This is a genomic window from Sphingomonas endophytica, assembly GCF_001476895.1.
GTDB classification, from domain to species: domain Bacteria; phylum Pseudomonadota; class Alphaproteobacteria; order Sphingomonadales; family Sphingomonadaceae; genus Sphingomonas; species Sphingomonas endophytica_A.
In genome coordinates this window covers 1-17,471 of record NZ_LDTB01000053.1, presented here as the reverse complement: position 1 = coordinate 17,471, position 17,471 = coordinate 1, and the positions used below count along the sequence as shown (strand labels likewise).

Sequence of the window (17,471 nt, the reverse complement as noted above, 5' to 3'; positions counted from 1 at the left end):
GGACACTGCCGCTTCTGATCGGCAGTCCCGAAACCATAGCCCATGATCGATAAGACCGGAGAGATTGAATGAGCGACGCGGCAAACTCCCTATCCTTCTCGCGCCGATCGATGCTCAAGTTCGCAGGAACGACGGCAGCGGCCCTCTGCGCCGGGACAGCGGCAGCCGCGCCGAACGCGGAACCGGTGACGCGCTTCAAGCCCGACCTGCGTAATCAGCCGCTCAACACGGACTGGCGCTTCTTCCGTGGCGATGCCCCGGACTACAGCTCGCCCTCCCTCGATGATGCCGCCTGGCGCGCGGTGGACGTGCCCCACGACTGGAGCATCGAGGATCTTCCTGGAAGTGACCCCGCGCTCAACGCCGTCGTTCGCGACGCCGACACGGCGCCGATCTGGCAGAAGGTGACGGAGGCTCCGGTACTGATCGGCCCCTTCGATGCGCGGCTGAACGACAATCGGACATCGCGCCAGAACGCCAACTCCTTCATGAGCGCGTACACGGTCAACGGCGTCGGGTGGTACAGGAAGCGGTTGCAGCTGCCGTCCCTGAGCGACGATGCCCGCGTCGAAATCACGTTCGACGGGGTCTATATGAACAGCCAGGTCTGGCTGAACGGGGTGATGCTGGCCGAGCATCCCTATGGCTACACCGCCTTCACGGTCGACCTTACCCCGCATCTCAGGAGGGACGGCGACAACGTGATTGCCGTCAGGGTGGCGAACCTCGGCCGCAACAGCCGCTGGTATTCGGGCTCGGGCATCTACCGCCACGTCTGGCTCGATATCGTTCGAAACGCCGGGTTCGAGCAATCGGGGCTGACCGTCACCACGCCCAGTGTTTCGGCAAGCACCGCGACTGTCCAGGTCGTCGCGCGCACGGTGAACGCACCCGCCGATGCGACGCTCGTCACGCGCGTCCGGGATCAAGCCGGCCGCACAGTCGCTGAAACCACGGGTTCGCCGGCGTCGGCATCGACACTCGCCCTGTCTCGACCCAAGCGATGGTCGCCTGAGACACCCAATCTCTACACGGTGGAATGTGAGCTTCGCAGCGGTGATCGCGTGCTCGACCGCATGTCATCGCCCTTGGGCGTCCGCACCGTCGAGATCGATGCGGCCAACGGGCTGCGCATCAACGGCAAGCCCTACAAGCTGCGCGGTGGCTGTGTTCACCACGACAATGGCCTGCTCGGTGCCGCCGCGATCGATCGCGCAGAGGTTCGCAAGGTCGAACTGCTCAAGGCTCGCGGCTTCAACGCCTTGCGCAGCGCGCATAACCCCTCCTCCCCTGCCTTTCTCGACGCCTGTGACCGACTCGGCATCCTTGTCATCGAGGAGAGCTTCGACATGTGGCACCTGGCGAAGAACCCCGACGACTATCACCTCTATTTCGATGGCTGGTGGAAGAAGGACCTGACCACGATGGTTCGCCGCGCGGCGAACCACCCTAGCGTCATCATCTGGAGCGTCGGCAACGAGATACCGGAGCGCGGCGAGGAGGATGGCGTCGCTACGGCCAAGATGCTCGTCGATGAGGTGCATCGCCTCGATCCCACGCGTCCCGCGACCCAGGCCATCCCGAGCTTCAAGGTTGCCGGCCAGACCAAGACGCTCGACGAGATCTTCAATGCGGCTGCAGCGCCGGTCGACGTCGTCGGCTACAATTATCAGCTCAAACGGTATGACCCGGATCATCAGCTCTATCCCAACCGAGTGATGATCGGCACTGAGAGCTTCCCCAAGGAAGTCGACCTCATCTGGCGGCAGGTTGATCGATCTCCATACATCCTCGGTGATTTCGTCTGGTCTGCCATGGACTATCTGGGCGAGGCGTCGATCGGCCGTGTCGGCCTGGACGGGGATGCACGCGGCCAGCAGGACTATCCTTGGTTCGCGGCCTGGTGCGGCGACCTCGACTTGATCGGGCAGCAACGCCCGCAGTCACTGGCCCGCGACGTCGTTTGGGGCCTCAGCGAACTGGAGATCGCGGTGCAGCGGCCGATCCCCGACGGCAAAGAGGAAACGCCGTACGACTGGGGTTGGCGTGACGAATTGCCGAGCTGGTCGTGGGCCGGTGCGGAAGGCAAGACGCTGTCGCTGAGCGTCTACACGCGCGCCGATCGCATCACGGTCGAGGTCAATGGACGCAAGGTCGCGGATCAGGCGCTGAAACCCTCCGAGACGTTCATGAACGAGGTTCCGGTCACCTACGAGCCCGGCCGCCTGGTGGTGACCGCATGGCGATCGGGACGACGGATTGCCCGGCGCACGCTCGAAACGGCCGGACCCGCGACCGCTCTACGCCTAAGCGTCGATCGCGCGCGCCTTGCCAATAGCCGCGACGAATTGGCGTATGTGACGGCGAGCGTGGTTGACGCAGCGGGCCGCCTCGTCCCCGACGCGGTGCATGTCGTTGAGCTTGAATCGGTGGGTCCTGTCGAACTCGCAGCGTTCGGGAATGCGAATCCGCGCGGCGTTGCGAGTTTCCGTCAACCTGTCGCCAAAACTTGGCATGGCCAGGCGTTAGCGATCATCCGCCCGAAGGGACCGTCTGGCAACGCAAGCCTGACGATAAGGTCGAAGGGCCTCGCGGGTGGGGTTGTCAGGGTTTCTATCGGATGAAGAGTTGAGCTGCTGCCGGTTTCGTGGACACGACATTAAGCTACCTGCGCTTGCCGCTCGAAGTTTTTGGGGCTGAGATAACCTAGGGTCGAGTGGCGTCGCGTCGGATTATAGAAGCGCTCGATGTAGTCGAACACGTCGGCCTTTGCGTGATTGCGCGTGCGGCAGGTTTTACGTCCGACCCGCTCGATCTTCAGCAAGGAGAAGAAGCTCTCCATCGCCGCGTTGTCCCAGACGTTGCCCGACCGGCTCATCGAGCATGTCACGCCGTTGTCGGCCATCAGCCGCTGGAACTTCTCGCTCGTATATTGACTGCCTTGATCTGAGTGATGCGGCAGGGCATCGGGCTTCCCGCGCCGCCGGACCGCCATCATCGGCGCGTCGGTGACGAGTTGAGCGGTCATGCTGTCGCTCATCGACCAGCCGACCACCCGGCGCGAGAACAGGTCGATGACGACGGCGACGTACAGCCATCCTTCGGCGGTCCAGTTGTAGGTGCGCACCTCGCCTCAGACGACGGCGCCGCAGCGCGGAACACTATCCGACCGCTTGTCGAGAAGATCGTGGTGCGGCCGGGCAGCGCGCGCGGCGGCAAGTGGCGCCCCATACAGGTTCACGGCGATCTGTACCGGATGCTGTCGTTCGCGGAGGGAGCGTATGCGCCGAACGCACAACAGGCCCGTCTCTTACGAGACGGGCCTGTTGTGATAGCGTTGGTTGCGGGGACAGGCAGCCGCCTTAACTTGTTGGTTGGAAGTTGCTGGCGGTCGACATAGCTTCTTCAAGCTCCCGTGGGCCGCCGCCGATCGACACCGTGAGTTCTCTCGTCCGCAGATCACATGCTACCAAGCAAGTGATCGATCCTCGAACAATCGGGATGCGCGGGCATGTAACCACCGTACCGGTACGGGGCGGTTGCCGCCTGCCGCATGCCCTGCGGCAATAACGCGAGCCAGTCGGCGTGGATCGCGCTTCTCACCGCCGCGCCATGCCACGCCGGAATGCTGCGCCCGAAGCTGGTATTGTGCTTCCACCCACGCGTGGTCATCAGCAGATGCGCATGCGGACGGACCAGCCATCCGCCACTGGCATCGCGCAGCGCATGAAGCGCCCACGCGACCGCCGCCCCCCGCCGCACGAGCGTGTCTCGTACAAAGTCGCGGACCACCGGCTGCCACTCCGGCTCCGGCAGGTCATCGGGCAAGGTGAGAACGATATGCCAAGCCCGCACCGCATCGGGAGCGGCGTTTTCACACGCGGCATCAACCTCGCGCCAGATCCGACCGGGTTCCCCGGCCCACACCGGATGGCGGGGGGGCAGCTCCAGCCCGCACGCGATCAGATCGCCACGGTGACGATAGTCGATGACGCCGCGTGAATCCTGCCCTCGCTGGCGCGTGATGTAGACGTAATTGGCATAGGCACCGACGTGCGTCGCGCGGCGGTCACCCGGCATGGTCGCAAGGCCATGGGCCGAGATCGGACGGATGCTGACGGGACGGCGGTCGTGCAGGGCAATGTTGGTTCCGCTATTCATGGTCGAAGTCCTTGTTTGGAGGGTGTCAGCGGATCGGCGTGTCGCCGCGGGCGCGGCGGCGCTCGGCGAGGCAGCGCAGCGCGATGCGTGCAGGATGGGCATGATCGTCGAAGGCCGCGTGGAGATCGGCCCACATCGCCCAGGCGGTCTCCGCCTCGTCGATGAGTTCGCGCTCGGTCTGGTCCGGATCCGGCAGAAAGCAGGCGGGCAGCTCGGGCTGGCATTCAGCGCTGCAGCGGCAGAAGCACGGCACGCCGGGTGCGGTGCCGCGCCGATGACGACCCATCAGCACGCGCGGGAGCACGCGCAGCCGCTCGCCAGGATCGGCGATGAGCGCGGCAAGCCGGGGGTGCCGCGTCCCGTCCGCGATCCCGCGTAGCTTGGTGACGAGCGTGTCGTCGGTCTCCCAACTGATGAGCGGGCCGGTTGCTGGCAGGCGCGGCTCGATCCAGTCGGCGAGCGTCGCCGGGAGCGCGCCATCGCGCAGCGCGGTCGCCTGCGCATGGAAATGGAAGCCAGCGCCCGGCTCGGGCACGACGCTGAGCAGTGCCACACCGATCACGGGACGCGACATCGGGCGGAAGAAGAGATTGGGACAGGTGGCAATCGAGCGCAGCGCGATAGCAGTCGACGCACGCGAGAAGCCCTGCGCCTCGAGGCGCAGAAGGTCGGTGAACATGGTATTGAGTTCCTTGGTGGAGGAGGACGCTGGGATCGGCGTCCGGTATGGGTGAGGAGAACGTCAAGCGCCTCAGGCAGTGCAGGAGCGATGGATCTGCGCGGCGGGCAGGTCGCTGGCGGCGAGCCACAGCTCGAGCCCGGGACGCAGCCGCGCCTCCACCTCGTGGCCGAGCGTCGTGCGGGCAGCGATCTGGCGCAGCACGAGCTTCATCGTGGAGATGGCGTCGGTCTGGAGCGCGTGCATCACCGGCGCGAGCCGCGACCACGCCCAATCGGTGAAGCGATCGTGCGCGTCGCGACACGACGCCGGTGCGCCGATCTCGGCACAGGCCTCGGCCAGCGACACCAGCTCGCCATCGTCATCGATCCCGCGCAAATTGATGACGAAGCGTGGCCGCGTGCCGGCAAGCATCGCCAGTGCGGGCGAGCCGGCACTGCCGGGTAGGCGCGTCAGCGCGGGCAGGATCTGCTCGTCGAGCGCATAGCCCGCGACGATACCGGTCGGCGGCAGATGACGATCGAGCCAACCGAGCAGTTCGCCGGGATGGTCGCCGTGCTGGAGCACCGAGCAGTGGAGCGAGAAGTCGGTACGCCCCTCGCCGACATGGCAGGAGAACAGTGCGAGCCCGACGGGGTGTTCGAGGTGCGCGCCAGCGACGAGGTGGACAGGATCGACGGTCGCGATAGCAAGCGCGGTAAGCGTGTAATGAGACATGATATGGATCCGGGATGGGCCGGCGACGCCGCAGGCTCCGGTCACGCGATCCTAGGATCACATGAGCGGGTGGACGACGCACCGGTATCTGGGGGAAGCCCTCGAGAGGGAGACGAGCGGCGCGGCGCGGATGCGCACGAACCGAAGCAGCCGGTGGAGAGGAAATTTCTTCTTTTCCCTTCCGACCTTCTGCTCCCTCCTGCTTCCTTCGCCTTCCCGCGGCGTGGGGCCCCTGCCCTGCGCCGCCCCTGCTTTTCATCGCTGCCGTGATGGGGTGCCGAACAGCAAAGGCCGGCAGGTGCGCTATGGTCCATCCGTCTTCTCCTTTTCTCATGTGGTCTGCTGTCCCCGCGCTCATGACCGGCGTGGGCGAAGCCCCCTCACCCGCTGGCGCGCGGGTCCGCGCGGATCTCGAACCGGCGACGTCGAGTGTCCCGCAGGCGACGACCCCGCATCGTCATTGTCGAGCACGGGCGGGATCGGGCGGGTCGCGCGCGCCTCGCGCTCGAGCGCGACCGCACGCACGCGGCGCAGGAACTCGCGCCAGTGCGGATCACCAGCGACCGCCTCGATCTGCGCGGCGAGGTCGCGCGGTACGCCGGCGCGCACCCTCGGGTGTGCCTGCTCCTCGACGATGAGCTGCGGATCACGTTCGACCGCCTCGACCGCGGCGCGATAGGCCGGCGGCAGGACCGCATAGCCGCCGAGCCGTGTGCGCGCACGCTCGTCCTCGCGTTCGCGCCAGGCCAGCCACGCCAGATAATGCTCGACCCGCTCCCACCATGCCGGGATGGGTTCATCGCTGGCAGGCGCGGGAAGCCTCCGGATCGCCGCGGCCGCACGCGGCACCGCCGCGATATATGGCATGTCGAACAGATCGGCGGGTTCACGCGGCTGCCTCCCGCGCTGCGCGGGCGTATCGAACACCAGCGTCGCATCGCGCCCGGTTACCGCGGGGGATGAAGCGGTCGGATGGATCACCGCACTGGCCCGCACCGCCGTGGGCGGCACATCTAACCGCCGAAGCGTAGCGGCCAGACGGGGCGACGTCGGAGACACGATGACGGGGGGCGCCATCGTCGCGGCGGTTCGGGCTGCGGGCAGCGGTGTCGACAGTGTCGCGGGCAGCGTCGTGACCGTCGCGGGTCGGCGCGGCGTCATCGGCGTCTGCGCAGGTACCGACCGCACCTCCAGCGCACCGAACCGGGCCATCCGCGGTGGCGGCGGCAAAGCCGATAGCGGCACCCGCTCACGGACCGTGGGAGGCACGTTGAATGGTTCAACGACACGCACGGGCGATGCCGGGCTTCGCCGCGTAGCGGCAGCCACGGGCTCAGGGAACGCCGTGGTGCCCATCGCCGCCTCGCGCGCCGACCTTGTCGCCCACTGTTCCAGCACCGCTTGACGGATCTTGTGCAGCGCGGCGCGCTGCTGCTCGAGGTCACGCCGGCGCAGGCGCTCTGCGTTGCGCGCCGCAACCTGCTGGTTGCGCGCGTGTGCGGGCACGTGCTGCCCCCGTGCAACCAAGTCGCTGAGCGCCGGGCCCAAGTGCGTCTGCGCTTCCAGGTCCAGTCCGCGCGCGGCGTGCGATAGCCCGGTATATTCGACATCGCGTCCGGCGCGCCGGGCCGCGCCGGTCTGGGCGTGCGCCCACAGGTGGCGCAGCGTGCGCATCCCTTCCGTGCCGTCGAGCGCGGTGACGAGGTCGTCGGCGAAGCGCCATTCGCCCGGCGCGACCTGCTCGGCCGGGCGGTACGACGTCAGAAAGTGCGCATGCCAGTTGCGGTCGTCGCCGCCCGGATCGGGCTTGTGGATCACCGCGCTATAGGGAAGTCCAAGCGCCTCGAAGATCTCGCCAAAGCGTCGCACCGCGTCGATCATCTCCGCTTCGCTCGCATCGGCGTCCAGCGCAAGGACGAAGCGGAACTGGATCTTGGCGTTCGCGCGCGTCGCACGCGCCACCGCCTCGACCGCCATCCAGGCGGTGGCGATTTCGGCGGCATCCTTGCCCAGGTTCGAGATGATGAGCGCGTTGCCCTCGGCATCGGTGAGCGCCGCACCATCGCGGATAGTGTAGAAGAACCCGTCCGCCGCGCAGCCGTGCTTCCCGCCCTTGCCACCGGCGCGCACGTAATCGCCGCGGATGTAGATGCCGATCCGCCCCTGGCTATCGCGCACCGTGAAATAGCTAGGCTCGCTGCGGCGGCGGCTAGGAGACGCCAGCCTGGCCAGCTTCTTCGAGCCGCCCGCCTGTTTCTTCGGCTCGCCGTGCACCGTGACCGAGGCGCCCCAGCGTCTGTGACGGATCTCCCACTCAGCCAATTCTCTTGCCAGCCGGCGCGCGGTGCACGCGTCCTCGCAGGCCGCATGCAGCCGCGTGGCCTTCTTCTGCTTCTCCTCGCGTATGCGCTTGCGCTCGACGCCGCGATCCTGACGCAGCGCCCGCTTCACGACGCGGTCGCCCTCGGCGATCCACGTGCCGTCGACCATCATCTCGACATGAGCAAAAGGGGGTGGGGAAGACCGGCGGCCGGAAGGCTGCGGGCTCGAAATCGCAGATTTCATTTATTGCGCCCCCACCCCCAATTGTTACTCGCCTGCTCACCCGGGGTCTGAAGAGACGGACGATCACGCCCGCCCGCTTCCGGCCCCGACTCGTGCTTCAGCAGCGAAGCATCGCCAGAGCGAGGCGCGTGGGCGCGCAGCGTTGGGCGACGCCGGGAGTGAGCAGCGGGCCGAGAAAAAAGCGGTTTCACGCGCGTGGGTCAGCCGATGCTCAAGCGCGATGACGGCTCCGACAAGGAGTCGCCCATGCCCCCCAATCTGCCCCCGTCCCTGCCCTCACTCGACGACATCGACGCCGCACTCGCTGCCATCGACGATGAACTGGCGCACATCGCTGCGCTGCTCGACGCACCCGCCGACACCGAGGTCACCTGCCACCCGCACCATCACTGGTGGACCGCCGGCGGGCTGGCGATCGCCTGCGGTCTCGGCAGTCCGGACATGCTCGCTGCCGCCGGTCTGCTGGCGCGACCGTGGCCGGCGTTCTGCGCGCACCTCGCCGAGGCAGGCGAAGACGAGTGCCTGCTGCAGCGCTTTCCCGCCGCGATCGCGCGCGACCGCGCCGCGCTTGAGGAAGCCGGCGCAGCGCTGCTGCACGATCACGGCCTGCTGATCGGCACGGAGCTGCCGCCGCGCTGGCGCGCGGCGCCAAAATTCGGCTTGGGCGCGCCGTTCGTCGCCTTCGGCTTCGACGCCGCCGACCGCGATGCGTGGGACGGCATCTGGGCATTGCCGCTATCCGACCTGGCGGCGCTCGGCACCGCGTTCGCCGATAGCGCCGTTGTCCCGGCGGCCGGCATGGTGCTGGCGACGCTGGTCGCGCGCCACCGCGTCGAACTCGGTGCGCGCGGTGCGCACGCCCGCCACCGGCGCGCAGCCGTAGCCTACCGTGACGACTGCGCGCGCTTCGCGGCGTGGCGGGTCGACCATCCCGACCACCCCTGGCCAAGCCGGCTCGTCAATGCCCGCCAGGGTCACCTCGCGCGCACCACCGCTGCGGCGCTCGGCCTGCCCATGCCGGCGCTCGTCCGCCGCGGCGATGCCGCCGTGTGGCTGGATGCCCACGACGCCAACCTTCGCTTCACCAAAGAGGACTAAACCCCCGTGCAGATCACCACCACCTATCGCGGACGGACCGTCACCATCACCGACATCGCGCCCATCATCGCCGAGCAGCAGCGGCTCGAGGAGGCGCTCGGCGTCATCATGCGCGGCTTCGATCCCAACCGCCCGGCGCTGCTGCGCGCACGCGAGCGCGAGATCGTCGACCTCCACGACCGGATCGTCGAACTCGCCGACATCGTGCAGCGCTGGCGCGAGGCCGAGGAGGCAGCGCTCGCGCCGGTCCGCGACGCCAATGTCATGGCGGTATGGACCGCATGGCGACGCTGGCAAGCCGTCGACGCGGCCTACGCCGAGCGCCGCCGCGGCGGCGACGATCCCGACGATGCGGAGAGCGCGCGATGACCATACGCGATCTCGACGACGACCTGCGCATCGACGTGCCGCAACTCCTCGGGCGGCTCGCGATCGAGCTGCCGCAACTGTTCCACGACGACGGCACGCCCACCGACGTCATCGCGCCACTCCGGCTTCCGACAGGGGTCAGTCCGACCGACGTCATGGTCGGCGGCTGGGACTTCGACGGCGACCTGGGTGAAGCGGGGTCGCTGCGCATCGCCGGGCTGCGGCTGCCGAAGATAGGCTATTACATCGCCGACGACGATCCGCTGCGGAGCGCCGCCTCGGTGCTAGGTGGGCGCCTGCCGCGCTGGCCGGCATCGCTTGATGAGACGGTGGCACAGGACGAGGCGGCGGCGTTGTCATCCGCCTCCGCAGAAGCGATGCTGCGGCGGGTCAACTGCACGCTGCGCGACATCAGCATCGCCAAGGACGTGCTGCGCGCGGGCGGTACGCTCGGGGCGGTGCTGATCGCCGCGCTGCAGGCCAGCGATGCGCTTACGACCGCCGAAGTCGCGCGTGATGCCGCTCGGATCGCGATGTCAGGCATGGAACCCTCGGACGAGTGTTTCCGGCTGGCCGAGGTCGCCCGTGAACGCAGCGTGGACGCGGTAAGCGCTTGTCTGACGCTGCTCGAACTGCTCGATCGACATCGCGTCGCCGTCAAGCCCGACGAATCGATGCCGCATGAGCCGGGCACCAGGACGGAGAAGGGCGACTTGGACAAGTCCCGCCTCGCCGTGATGGCCGCCGCGCGGTTGATCAAGGGCGCGGCCGCTTTCACCGGAACGCCGCGTCATACTTCGCCGGGACTTAACCACCGCAGCAAGAGGGTCAGCGCAGCGCTAACCCCCGTACGCGCGTTCGTCGACCACGTCACCGGCTTCATCGGCGGTCATCACGCTGGTGCGCCTGATTCGTGGTCGAGGATCCTCGAAAAGACACTGAAGACCAACCGCGAGCAAGAGCTGGACGATAAGCCGGATAATGCCATCGAGCTTTTTCCAGGCCTTCTCGACAGCGCGAGCCGCAAGCTCGGCCTCGACCCGGCCGGGCGCGACGCGAGGATCGCCGCGATCATCCGGATCGATGCCACGCGCATCTTCATGCTGCTGCACAGCGCGCGCGTCGCCGAGGCCGTACGGCTCTTCCCATGGCTCGCGGCACGCCACCGCGGTTTTCCCGACTTCTCCGGCGGCTTCGCCGACGCGGTCACCGTACTTCTCGAGCTGCAGCGCTGCCGGGCCATCCTGCGCGAGCTCGTCGTGCGGACCCGCGGGCCGCTGGCGAATTGGGAGGAAGCCGGTCTGCCAGCAATCGAGCCACGGCTGACGATCCGCGAGGCGCATCGCGCCTTTGCGACGTCGCGCAGGATGGAAGCAGCGCTCGCCAGTCACCACGGCTTCGCGACCTATGCGCGCGAATTTGCGTTCTCGCACGCCGTATATAAGGCGCATACCGCCGGCCAACCACTCAATCCCGCCCATTCCCTTCCCATACTCCAGCAGGGCAGCATCGGCTGGACGTCGAAGCTCGCTCACCGTGACGTCGCGACGGTCGCGACAACCGGGGCCGCGTTCACGACCTCCGCCGTCGCCACCGCGACCGATCGCGAGCGCCAGGACCTGCCGCGCTTCTTCGGCATGACGTCGATCGAGTTCGTTACCGCCAGTCTCCAGACCATCCTCGCCGCGCATCGGCGCGGGGCCAAAGCTGTGACGCTGGGAGGGGGCGCCCATACGCTGGAGATCGACTGGAGCATCTTCGATCTGACCGAGCTGATGCTTGCTGCCGTCGATGCGTCGGGTGAGGAAGTCGCACGGTTCAGGAAGCGCACGAGGGCGGACGGACCCGCTTCTCTGAACCATTGCCGGCGCGGCCCGGCGCGCCGTGGGCAGAAGATGATCAGGGCGCACAAGACCGCGCGGATTGCGGCTTTCGAGAAGAAGCTGACCGCCGAGGCGCGCACCACGCCGGCATGGAAGACCATGTGCGCCGGCTACGACACCGCCATCGACGCGGCGCCCGCCGCCGACCAGTGCGTGCCGGCCTATTGGTACAATCCCGAACACGACCTGCCGTTCTGGAGCACGTTCCAGAACGCCGTAAAGGAACCCGCCCCCGCGCCGGCAAGCGGCCAGCCGGCGACGCAGCGCGACGCTCTGATGCTCGAACTCGCCGGCTTCGCGACTTGGGCACCGCGGCTTATCGCCGCGCTCCTGCCGACCCCGCAGACCGCGCGCGCGGTCACCTGGCTCGCGCACGGCTTCGTCGGCATCGCCGCCGACCCCGACTTCGCGGTTTTGCGATGAGCACGAACGAGCCTGACCTGTTCGGCGATCTAGCCGACACCGGCCCCATGGCCACGCTCGCAGCCCCGCGGCGACCGGCCGCCCGTCGCGAGGAGATCCGCGCCGCGATCGATGACCTGCGCGGCGGTGCGCCGATCCTGTCGATCGGGATAGGTCGCCTCGCGCGGCTGGTCGGCGGGTCGAAGGCGCACCTCCAGCACGAGCGTGATGCCTATGCCGCCGAACACGGCGAGCCTGCGGTGGTCGCTCCGGCCATCCCGCCGGCCGATCCCGGTCAGCTGCTCGAACTCGACGCCGATCTTCTCGCGCAGCACCCGATCAATCCGCGGCTCGCCGACGGCGACCCGCACCTCGACGATCTCGCCGACGCCATCGCCACCGACGGCCAGCTCGTGCCGGTCTCGTTGTAATCTCGCCGCCAGGCCTCGATCTTGGCTCGGGCGTCTTCCAGCGACATAAACCAGTGCGTGTTCAGGCACTCGTCCCGAAAGCGCCCGTTGAACGACTCCGCGAAAGCATTGTCGGTCGCCTACGTCGCGACCTGGGCAGGCTTCGTCTATGTCGCCTTCGTGATCGACACCTACGCCAGGCGGATCGTGGTGTGGCGGGCGAGCAGAACGGCGCATGCAAGCTTCGTCCTCGATGCTCTTGAGCAGGCTATCCATGACCGCCGGCCGACCCATCGGGGCGGCCTCATCCATCATAGCGACCGCGGGTCACAATACGTGTCCATCAAATACACCGAACGCCTCGCCGAAGCCGGGATCGAACCGTCCGTTGGTAGCGTCGGCGATAGCTACGACAACGCTTTGGCCGAGACGATCAATGGCCTCTACAAGGCCGAGGTGATCCACAGGCGTGGGCCGTGGCACAGCTTTGAAGCCGTCGAATATGCCACGCTCGAATGGGTCGACTGGTTCAACCATCGTCGCCTGCTCGAACCCATCGGCAATATCCCGCCTGCCGCAGGCGCAGCTTCACCACTCTTCCCGGGAAACCGGCAGCAGCTCAATCCGCCGCTTTTGCTCGTAGATGAGCTAGGCTGGCGAGGTTTCCTGCCCAAGCGCCTCGTTGCGCTTTCGGCCGCCCCGGTGAATAGACGCCGAGGACCGCTTGCTGCATGAGCCATTCATCAGAATGACAATGGGGGCCAGGATGAAGTTCGATGCCAGTCGCGCGCTGATACTCTACTCAGGGGCCCTCACGGGTGCAGTGATTTGGTTTGGGCTCACTGCCGCTGCACCTTCGGCCCAATACGCGAAATTCGATACCATTGACGTTGGCCGCATAAACGTACGCGAGCCCGATGGTACGTTGCGCATGACGATCGCCAGCTCGGCTCGGGCGCCAGGCTTCATAGGCGGCGGCAAAGAGTACCCCCGTCCCGACCGGCGCATGGCGGGCATGCTCTTCTTTAATGATGAAGGGACAGAAAATGGCGGCCTTATCTTCGCCGGCAAGGACGAGAGTGGTCGAGGTACGAGTGGGGGAAGCTTGACGTTCGATCGCTATCATCAGGATCAGGTGGTGCAGCTTTTCGGCTTTGAGGAGGGACAGGAAAGATCCGCCGGCATTAAGGTCAACGACCAGCCCGAAGGACGCCTCGACTTTCCGGCGGTGGACCGTGTCCGAACCCTGCCGGCAAGTCAGCAGGACGCGGCGTACCGCGCCGCTAATGTCGGTGGGACGCAACGCCTGTTTGCCGGTAGGGCTACGGACAAATCATCCCAGCTTGTTCTCCGCGACGGGCAAGGCCGTAAACGACTGGTGCTTCGCGTCGGGGAGGACGGCGCTACGTCAATCGACTTCCTCGACCAGGCAGGTAAGGTACAGCGTACCGTTCGACCAACTGCGGACTAAACGCACTTGTCGCGTCGACTGCGCCTCCCGAGGCTGGCAGGAATAACCTTGCTAGGTCTAAGCCTAGGGGCAAGCCTGATTACGGGCTTGATCCGTCGACCACAAGTCTATGCTAGCGAGTATACCTTTGGTGGAGGATGGCCTTTGATCTTCATCATCGATCAACCCGGCGTCTCAGTCACCGGCAGGTTGTCGATCCTCGAGGACGTGCTCTACCCTTGGTCTTTCCTGCTCAACACGCTCTTATGGCTGTTGCTGGCTAAGTCGGTCGTTTCAACCGTGCGCTATCTTTGGAAAGTTCGCCGACGGGACCGCCGGTTACGGCCATGAAGTTCTACTCATGCGCGGTACGGTCGACGACGTAGCCGTTCTTCCAGATCGAGACGATCTTGCGAGTAGCGGCGATGTCGCGTGTCGGATCACCATCGACCAGGATCATGTCGGCCTTGAGGCCAGCTGCGATGCGACCACGGTCGGCAGTGCCGAAGAATGCCGCGGGAGCCGAGGTTGCCGCAACCAGCGCTCGCTTTGGCGTCATGCCCGCACGGACCATCAGTGCCAGTTCGAGATGCAGCGATGGGCCGAACGCGGTCGTTGGATTTGGTGCGTCAGTCCCGGCGATGATCGTCACACCCGCCTTTGCGAGGCGCGCCGTATTTGCCATGGCGATCTCGAAGTCCTTCAGACGTGGGTACTTCCACACCAGCCCAAGCATGCCGCGCAGTCTTGCGCTCAGATAGGGCGCGACCGAGGGGTCCGCCGCCAGGCGGCGTGCATCGTCCGCGCCGGCCAGTCCGGCATAGGTGGCGAGCGTCGCGGTCTGCGCTACGCCGCGCGCCTTCATCTCCGCCACCAATGCATCATCGATGGGGACGTCGCATACCGCGTGTTCGAGTGCATTCGCGCCGTTCATGACCGCGATGCGGGCATCGGCGAGCTGCTGGACGTGCACGACTACCGGCCTGCCCGTCGCTCTGGCAGCAGCCAGTACGACCGCGACGCGCTGCGGCGAGAACGCGGGTAAACTCGCGGATCGGTCTGGCCGGGCACCATCGTCCTGAAGCACCTTGATGTAATCTGACCCGGCCTCGATCCGGGCGCCCATGAACGTCGCCGGATCATCCCCAGGCGCAAGCGTCGGCGGAAGCGCTGTCCCCTTGGGCATGTCGCTGAACAGTTCGAGTGGATGCCCTGCTGCACCATTCGGACCAGGGCAGCCAATATACGAGTGAGAAGTTCCAGCGGCTGATGACTGACAATGGTGTGACCTGCTCGATGAGCCGGTCGGGCAACGTTTGGGACAATGCCGCCATGGAGAGCTTCTTCTCATCGCTGAAGACCGAGCGGATCGGGCGCAAAACCTACCGCTCGCGCAATCACGCTAAGGCCGATGTGTTCGATTACATCGAGCGCTTCTACAATCCGACGCGCCGCCACTCGACGCTGGGCTATCTCAGCCCCATGGACTTCGAGCGGCAAGCGCAGGTAGCTTAACCTCGTGTCCGCGAAACGGGCAGCAGCTCATTGCGACCGAACCCTAGCAACAAGCCTCTCCACCTGATCGCTCACCAATCCGGGATTTTCCTCGACGATAGGATGATGGTTGTCCCTCGCGACGACCGTTTCGGTGTTCCTCGAAAGGGTCGCCAGCTTGGCTTGAGCGGCGGGCCATTCGGGTTCGTACTTCTCGGGAACACCCATGCCACCGGGACGGCCATGCTGGATGACGATCAAGGGGCGTGATCCTAGTGCGCCCGCCACGACCTTCGGGCGCGTGGCCACCGGGGTTTCCTCCCAACGATCTATCGTATCCCGAGCGTAGCTTGGCATGGGCTTCGACCAGACGGCATCGAATTGCCCACGCAGGTTCGACGGAAGAGCGTCCACCCATTCCGGCACGGCAAAGGGAAGCAACAGCCGGACAGCGCCCATGCGCCATCCCGCCTGCCAGATGGGGTCCATCATCCGCATCGAGGAGAACTCATCCGGGCTACCGCGAAACCACAGGTCGGGTTCGGAGCCGTCCACCATCACCATGCCCGCCACGCTGGACGGAAACTGATCGAAGAATGACAGGGCGATCACGTTGCCCCCGGATTCCGGCACGAGGACAAGCGGGGTCGCAAGATGCGCCCTTTGTACGATCTCCTTCAGATCGCGGACCTGATCGGCAAGCCCCATCGGCTTGGCGGGGGGATCGCTCCAACCAAGACCCGCTCGGTCATAGCTACATACCCTCGTGAATCCCGCGATCCTGCTCTGTGCGGCATACATCGTCACGGATGGGGTGCCGTCACCCGAGAGAAGAAGGACGGTCGGACTTCCCCGGCCAGCGCACCATAGATGCAGGCGATGGTCGCCTACCGATACCAATGCGCCGGGGGGCGGGAAACGCTCTGCATCCCGATGCTCGGCCCATCGCTGATACAGAAAGCCAAACACCAGCAGGACGCCGACGGCGATCCCGATCCGCTTCACAATTTTCACCACCGCCCCCCGTGCGCCATCATAAATGATCGCTCAAGTGCCTGCATGATCGGGGATCGTGGCGGCAATGCGGACTTGCCGGGGCGAGTAAGACTTTCCCGGAAAGGAACGGCGATCGAGACGACGCAGGCGTTCTCGGAATCGATGGTGTTCTGGGAAAATGAAGAGCGCTTATCGCACCGACAGGGAGAAGCGCGCTTTGGGCAGGAATGACGCCCCTTCGCGGCGATAGAACCGGATTGCGTCTTCGTTCCAGTCGGGCGTCTGCCATTGGATTTCTGCAAGATTCCGCTCTGCCGCATGGGCGCGAACCGCTACCAATAGCCTGGCGCCAACACCAAAACCCCGGCAGCGATCCTGCACGAACAGGCAGTCGAGGTAGAGGAATGGCTGTCCGGTCCACGTCGAAATGTCCACAGTCGCGGACGCGTACCCGATAAGTTCGCCGCCCTGCTTGGCAATCCAGGCCGCCAGCACGGCCGGCTTGCTGTCCAGAGCCGATCGCAGGGCTGCTGCGCTGACACTGGCCCGCCCATGTTCATACGCGGCATGGCTGCGGATCAGCGGAAGCATGGCCTCTGCATCCGCCCCAGTGGCGGGCCGAATGCAGAGGCTGTTATTTGTCGCGTCGATCATGACGAAGGGATCACGCATCCGGTTGATCGCTCTCCAGCGGGAAACCCATTCCGCTCGACGTGCTCACGGAAGCCGACTTCGACGCGACCTTCGATCTCAACGTCAAGGGGCTGGTCTTCACCGTACAGAAGGCGCTGCCGCTGATGGCGGCCGGGGGCGTGATCGTGCTCAACGGCTCGATCGCCGGGTCCAAGGCGTATCCGGGTCAATCGCTCTACAATGCCAGCAAGGCGGCAGTCCGCTCCTTTGCACGTAGCTGGACCATCGACCTGAAGGATCGCGGTATCCGCGTGAACGTCGTTTCCCCTGGCGCTACCGAAACCAAGCTGATGCGGGGCCATTTCGATGCGGCACCGAAGGCGGAGGAAGATGTGATAAAGGGGGTTACGCTCGGCCGCCTGGGCCACCTTGACGATGTCGCGAATGCCGTGCTGTTCCTGGCATCGAGCGAAAGCAGCTTCGTCGCAGGCCATGAGCTTTTCGTGGATGGCGGCGTCGCAGCGGTCTGACGAAGGTAGCGGGCAATTCCCGATTAGGAACGGGCAGCGACACGAACCGGGCTTTCCCAATGGGATCGGGAAATGGGAATGTCG

15 protein-coding genes and 4 pseudogenes are annotated in these 17,471 nt (G+C 66.0%); 10 read left to right on the top strand and 9 right to left on the bottom strand.

What is annotated here, in order from left to right:
- Positions 1 to 68 precede the first annotated feature (68 nt).
- Positions 69 to 2,624 (top strand): glycoside hydrolase family 2 TIM barrel-domain containing protein, encoded by a 2,556-nt coding sequence (locus NS334_RS12395; protein WP_083500453.1) that lies wholly within the window; start codon positions 69 to 71, stop codon positions 2,622 to 2,624.
- 35 nt (positions 2,625 to 2,659) lie between these two features.
- Here NS334_RS12395 and NS334_RS12390 read toward each other — a convergent pair.
- The 5 genes and pseudogenes from NS334_RS12390 to NS334_RS12370 form a co-directional block, all read right to left on the bottom strand.
- Positions 2,660 to 3,121 (bottom strand): annotated as a pseudogene (locus NS334_RS12390) (IS3 family transposase); the annotation flags it as partial.
- A gap of 338 nt (positions 3,122 to 3,459) precedes the next feature.
- Positions 3,460 to 4,161 (bottom strand): MobA/MobL family protein, encoded by a 702-nt coding sequence (locus tag NS334_RS12385; RefSeq protein WP_058756269.1) that lies wholly within the window; start codon positions 4,159 to 4,161, stop codon positions 3,460 to 3,462.
- A gap of 25 nt (positions 4,162 to 4,186) precedes the next feature.
- Complete coding sequence (locus NS334_RS12380) at positions 4,187 to 4,840, bottom strand: hypothetical protein (RefSeq protein ID WP_058756268.1); 654 nt, start codon at positions 4,838 to 4,840, stop codon at positions 4,187 to 4,189.
- Between the two features lie 72 nt (positions 4,841 to 4,912).
- Positions 4,913 to 5,557 carry a hypothetical protein gene (locus NS334_RS12375; protein ID WP_058756267.1) on the bottom strand — a complete coding sequence of 215 codons (645 nt, stop codon included), beginning with the start codon at positions 5,555 to 5,557 and terminating at the stop codon, positions 4,913 to 4,915.
- A 354-nt stretch (positions 5,558 to 5,911) separates the two neighbouring features.
- The gene (locus NS334_RS12370; protein ID WP_058756266.1) at positions 5,912 to 8,050 is read right to left on the bottom strand and encodes a MobA/MobL family protein; all 2,139 of its coding nucleotides are present in this window, start codon (positions 8,048 to 8,050) and stop codon (positions 5,912 to 5,914) included.
- Positions 8,051 to 8,329: 279 nt separating this feature from the next.
- Between NS334_RS12370 and NS334_RS12365 the strand changes: the two genes are divergently transcribed.
- The 4 genes from NS334_RS12365 to NS334_RS18295 are packed head-to-tail and all read left to right on the top strand — an operon-like array spanning position 8,330 to position 12,305.
- Positions 8,330 to 9,220, top strand: coding sequence for a hypothetical protein (locus NS334_RS12365; RefSeq protein ID WP_058756265.1), 891 nt, complete (start codon positions 8,330 to 8,332; stop codon positions 9,218 to 9,220).
- A 6-nt stretch (positions 9,221 to 9,226) separates the two neighbouring features.
- Positions 9,227 to 9,589 carry a hypothetical protein gene (locus NS334_RS12360; RefSeq protein WP_058756264.1) on the top strand — a complete coding sequence of 121 codons (363 nt, stop codon included), beginning with the start codon at positions 9,227 to 9,229 and terminating at the stop codon, positions 9,587 to 9,589.
- The gene (locus NS334_RS12355) at positions 9,586 to 11,895 is read left to right on the top strand and encodes a hypothetical protein (RefSeq protein WP_058756263.1); all 2,310 of its coding nucleotides are present in this window, start codon (positions 9,586 to 9,588) and stop codon (positions 11,893 to 11,895) included. The genes NS334_RS12360 and NS334_RS12355 overlap by 4 nt, the downstream gene beginning before the upstream one ends.
- The gene (locus tag NS334_RS18295; protein WP_058756262.1) at positions 11,892 to 12,305 is read left to right on the top strand and encodes a hypothetical protein; all 414 of its coding nucleotides are present in this window, start codon (positions 11,892 to 11,894) and stop codon (positions 12,303 to 12,305) included. The genes NS334_RS12355 and NS334_RS18295 overlap by 4 nt, the downstream gene beginning before the upstream one ends.
- Here NS334_RS18295 and NS334_RS17735 read toward each other — a convergent pair.
- Positions 12,296 to 12,421: pseudogene (locus NS334_RS17735) on the bottom strand (integrase core domain-containing protein); the annotation flags it as partial. The gene NS334_RS18295 and the pseudogene NS334_RS17735 sit on opposite strands and share 10 nt — an antisense overlap.
- Before the next feature lie 4 nt (positions 12,422 to 12,425).
- On the opposite strand from NS334_RS17735, the pseudogene NS334_RS12345 reads away from it, so the two are divergent.
- The 3 genes and pseudogenes from NS334_RS12345 to NS334_RS18290 form a co-directional block, all read left to right on the top strand.
- Positions 12,426 to 13,019 (top strand): annotated as a pseudogene (locus NS334_RS12345) (IS3 family transposase); the annotation flags it as partial.
- A gap of 31 nt (positions 13,020 to 13,050) precedes the next feature.
- Positions 13,051 to 13,755 carry a hypothetical protein gene (locus tag NS334_RS12340; RefSeq protein ID WP_058756312.1) on the top strand — a complete coding sequence of 235 codons (705 nt, stop codon included), beginning with the start codon at positions 13,051 to 13,053 and terminating at the stop codon, positions 13,753 to 13,755.
- A 144-nt stretch (positions 13,756 to 13,899) separates the two neighbouring features.
- The gene (locus NS334_RS18290) at positions 13,900 to 14,085 is read left to right on the top strand and encodes a hypothetical protein (protein WP_153002736.1); all 186 of its coding nucleotides are present in this window, start codon (positions 13,900 to 13,902) and stop codon (positions 14,083 to 14,085) included.
- 4 nt (positions 14,086 to 14,089) lie between these two features.
- Here the strand turns inward: NS334_RS18290 and NS334_RS12335 are convergent, their stop codons facing one another.
- The gene (locus tag NS334_RS12335) at positions 14,090 to 14,860 is read right to left on the bottom strand and encodes an amidohydrolase family protein (protein WP_193753088.1); all 771 of its coding nucleotides are present in this window, start codon (positions 14,858 to 14,860) and stop codon (positions 14,090 to 14,092) included.
- An 80-nt stretch (positions 14,861 to 14,940) separates the two neighbouring features.
- Here NS334_RS12335 and NS334_RS12330 point away from each other — a divergent pair.
- Positions 14,941 to 15,249 (top strand): annotated as a pseudogene (locus NS334_RS12330) (IS3 family transposase); the annotation flags it as partial.
- A gap of 27 nt (positions 15,250 to 15,276) precedes the next feature.
- Here NS334_RS12330 and NS334_RS12325 read toward each other — a convergent pair.
- Together NS334_RS12325 and NS334_RS12320 are read right to left on the bottom strand one after the other, a co-directional pair.
- Positions 15,277 to 16,242, bottom strand: a complete 966-nt coding sequence (locus NS334_RS12325; RefSeq protein WP_153002735.1) for an alpha/beta fold hydrolase — start codon at positions 16,240 to 16,242, stop codon at positions 15,277 to 15,279.
- Positions 16,243 to 16,413: 171 nt separating this feature from the next.
- Positions 16,414 to 16,896: a GNAT family N-acetyltransferase gene (locus NS334_RS12320; protein ID WP_058734216.1), complete on the bottom strand. Its 483-nt coding sequence runs from the start codon at positions 16,894 to 16,896 to the stop codon at positions 16,414 to 16,416.
- A gap of 41 nt (positions 16,897 to 16,937) precedes the next feature.
- Between NS334_RS12320 and NS334_RS12315 the strand changes: the two genes are divergently transcribed.
- Positions 16,938 to 17,387, top strand: coding sequence for an SDR family NAD(P)-dependent oxidoreductase (locus NS334_RS12315; protein WP_241491935.1), 450 nt, complete (start codon positions 16,938 to 16,940; stop codon positions 17,385 to 17,387).
- The last annotated feature ends 84 nt before the right edge of the window (positions 17,388 to 17,471 follow it).

Coding starts and splice junctions, on each gene's coding strand:
- NS334_RS12365 (WP_058756265.1), top strand. CDS start 8,330: ATGCTCAAGCGCGATGACGGCTCCGACAAGGAGTCGCCCATGCCCCCC.
- NS334_RS12355 (WP_058756263.1), top strand. CDS start 9,586: ATGACCATACGCGATCTCGACGACGACCTGCGCATCGACGTGCCGCAA.
- NS334_RS12370 (WP_058756266.1), bottom strand. CDS start 8,050: ATGATGGTCGACGGCACGTGGATCGCCGAGGGCGACCGCGTCGTGAAG.
- NS334_RS12380 (WP_058756268.1), bottom strand. CDS start 4,840: ATGTTCACCGACCTTCTGCGCCTCGAGGCGCAGGGCTTCTCGCGTGCG.
- NS334_RS12335 (WP_193753088.1), bottom strand. CDS start 14,860: ATGGGCGCCCGGATCGAGGCCGGGTCAGATTACATCAAGGTGCTTCAG.
- NS334_RS12375 (WP_058756267.1), bottom strand. CDS start 5,557: ATGTCTCATTACACGCTTACCGCGCTTGCTATCGCGACCGTCGATCCT.
- NS334_RS18295 (WP_058756262.1), top strand. CDS start 11,892: ATGAGCACGAACGAGCCTGACCTGTTCGGCGATCTAGCCGACACCGGC.
- NS334_RS12385 (WP_058756269.1), bottom strand. CDS start 4,161: ATGAATAGCGGAACCAACATTGCCCTGCACGACCGCCGTCCCGTCAGC.
- NS334_RS12340 (WP_058756312.1), top strand. CDS start 13,051: ATGAAGTTCGATGCCAGTCGCGCGCTGATACTCTACTCAGGGGCCCTC.
- NS334_RS12395 (WP_083500453.1), top strand. CDS start 69: ATGAGCGACGCGGCAAACTCCCTATCCTTCTCGCGCCGATCGATGCTC.
- NS334_RS12320 (WP_058734216.1), bottom strand. CDS start 16,896: ATGCGTGATCCCTTCGTCATGATCGACGCGACAAATAACAGCCTCTGC.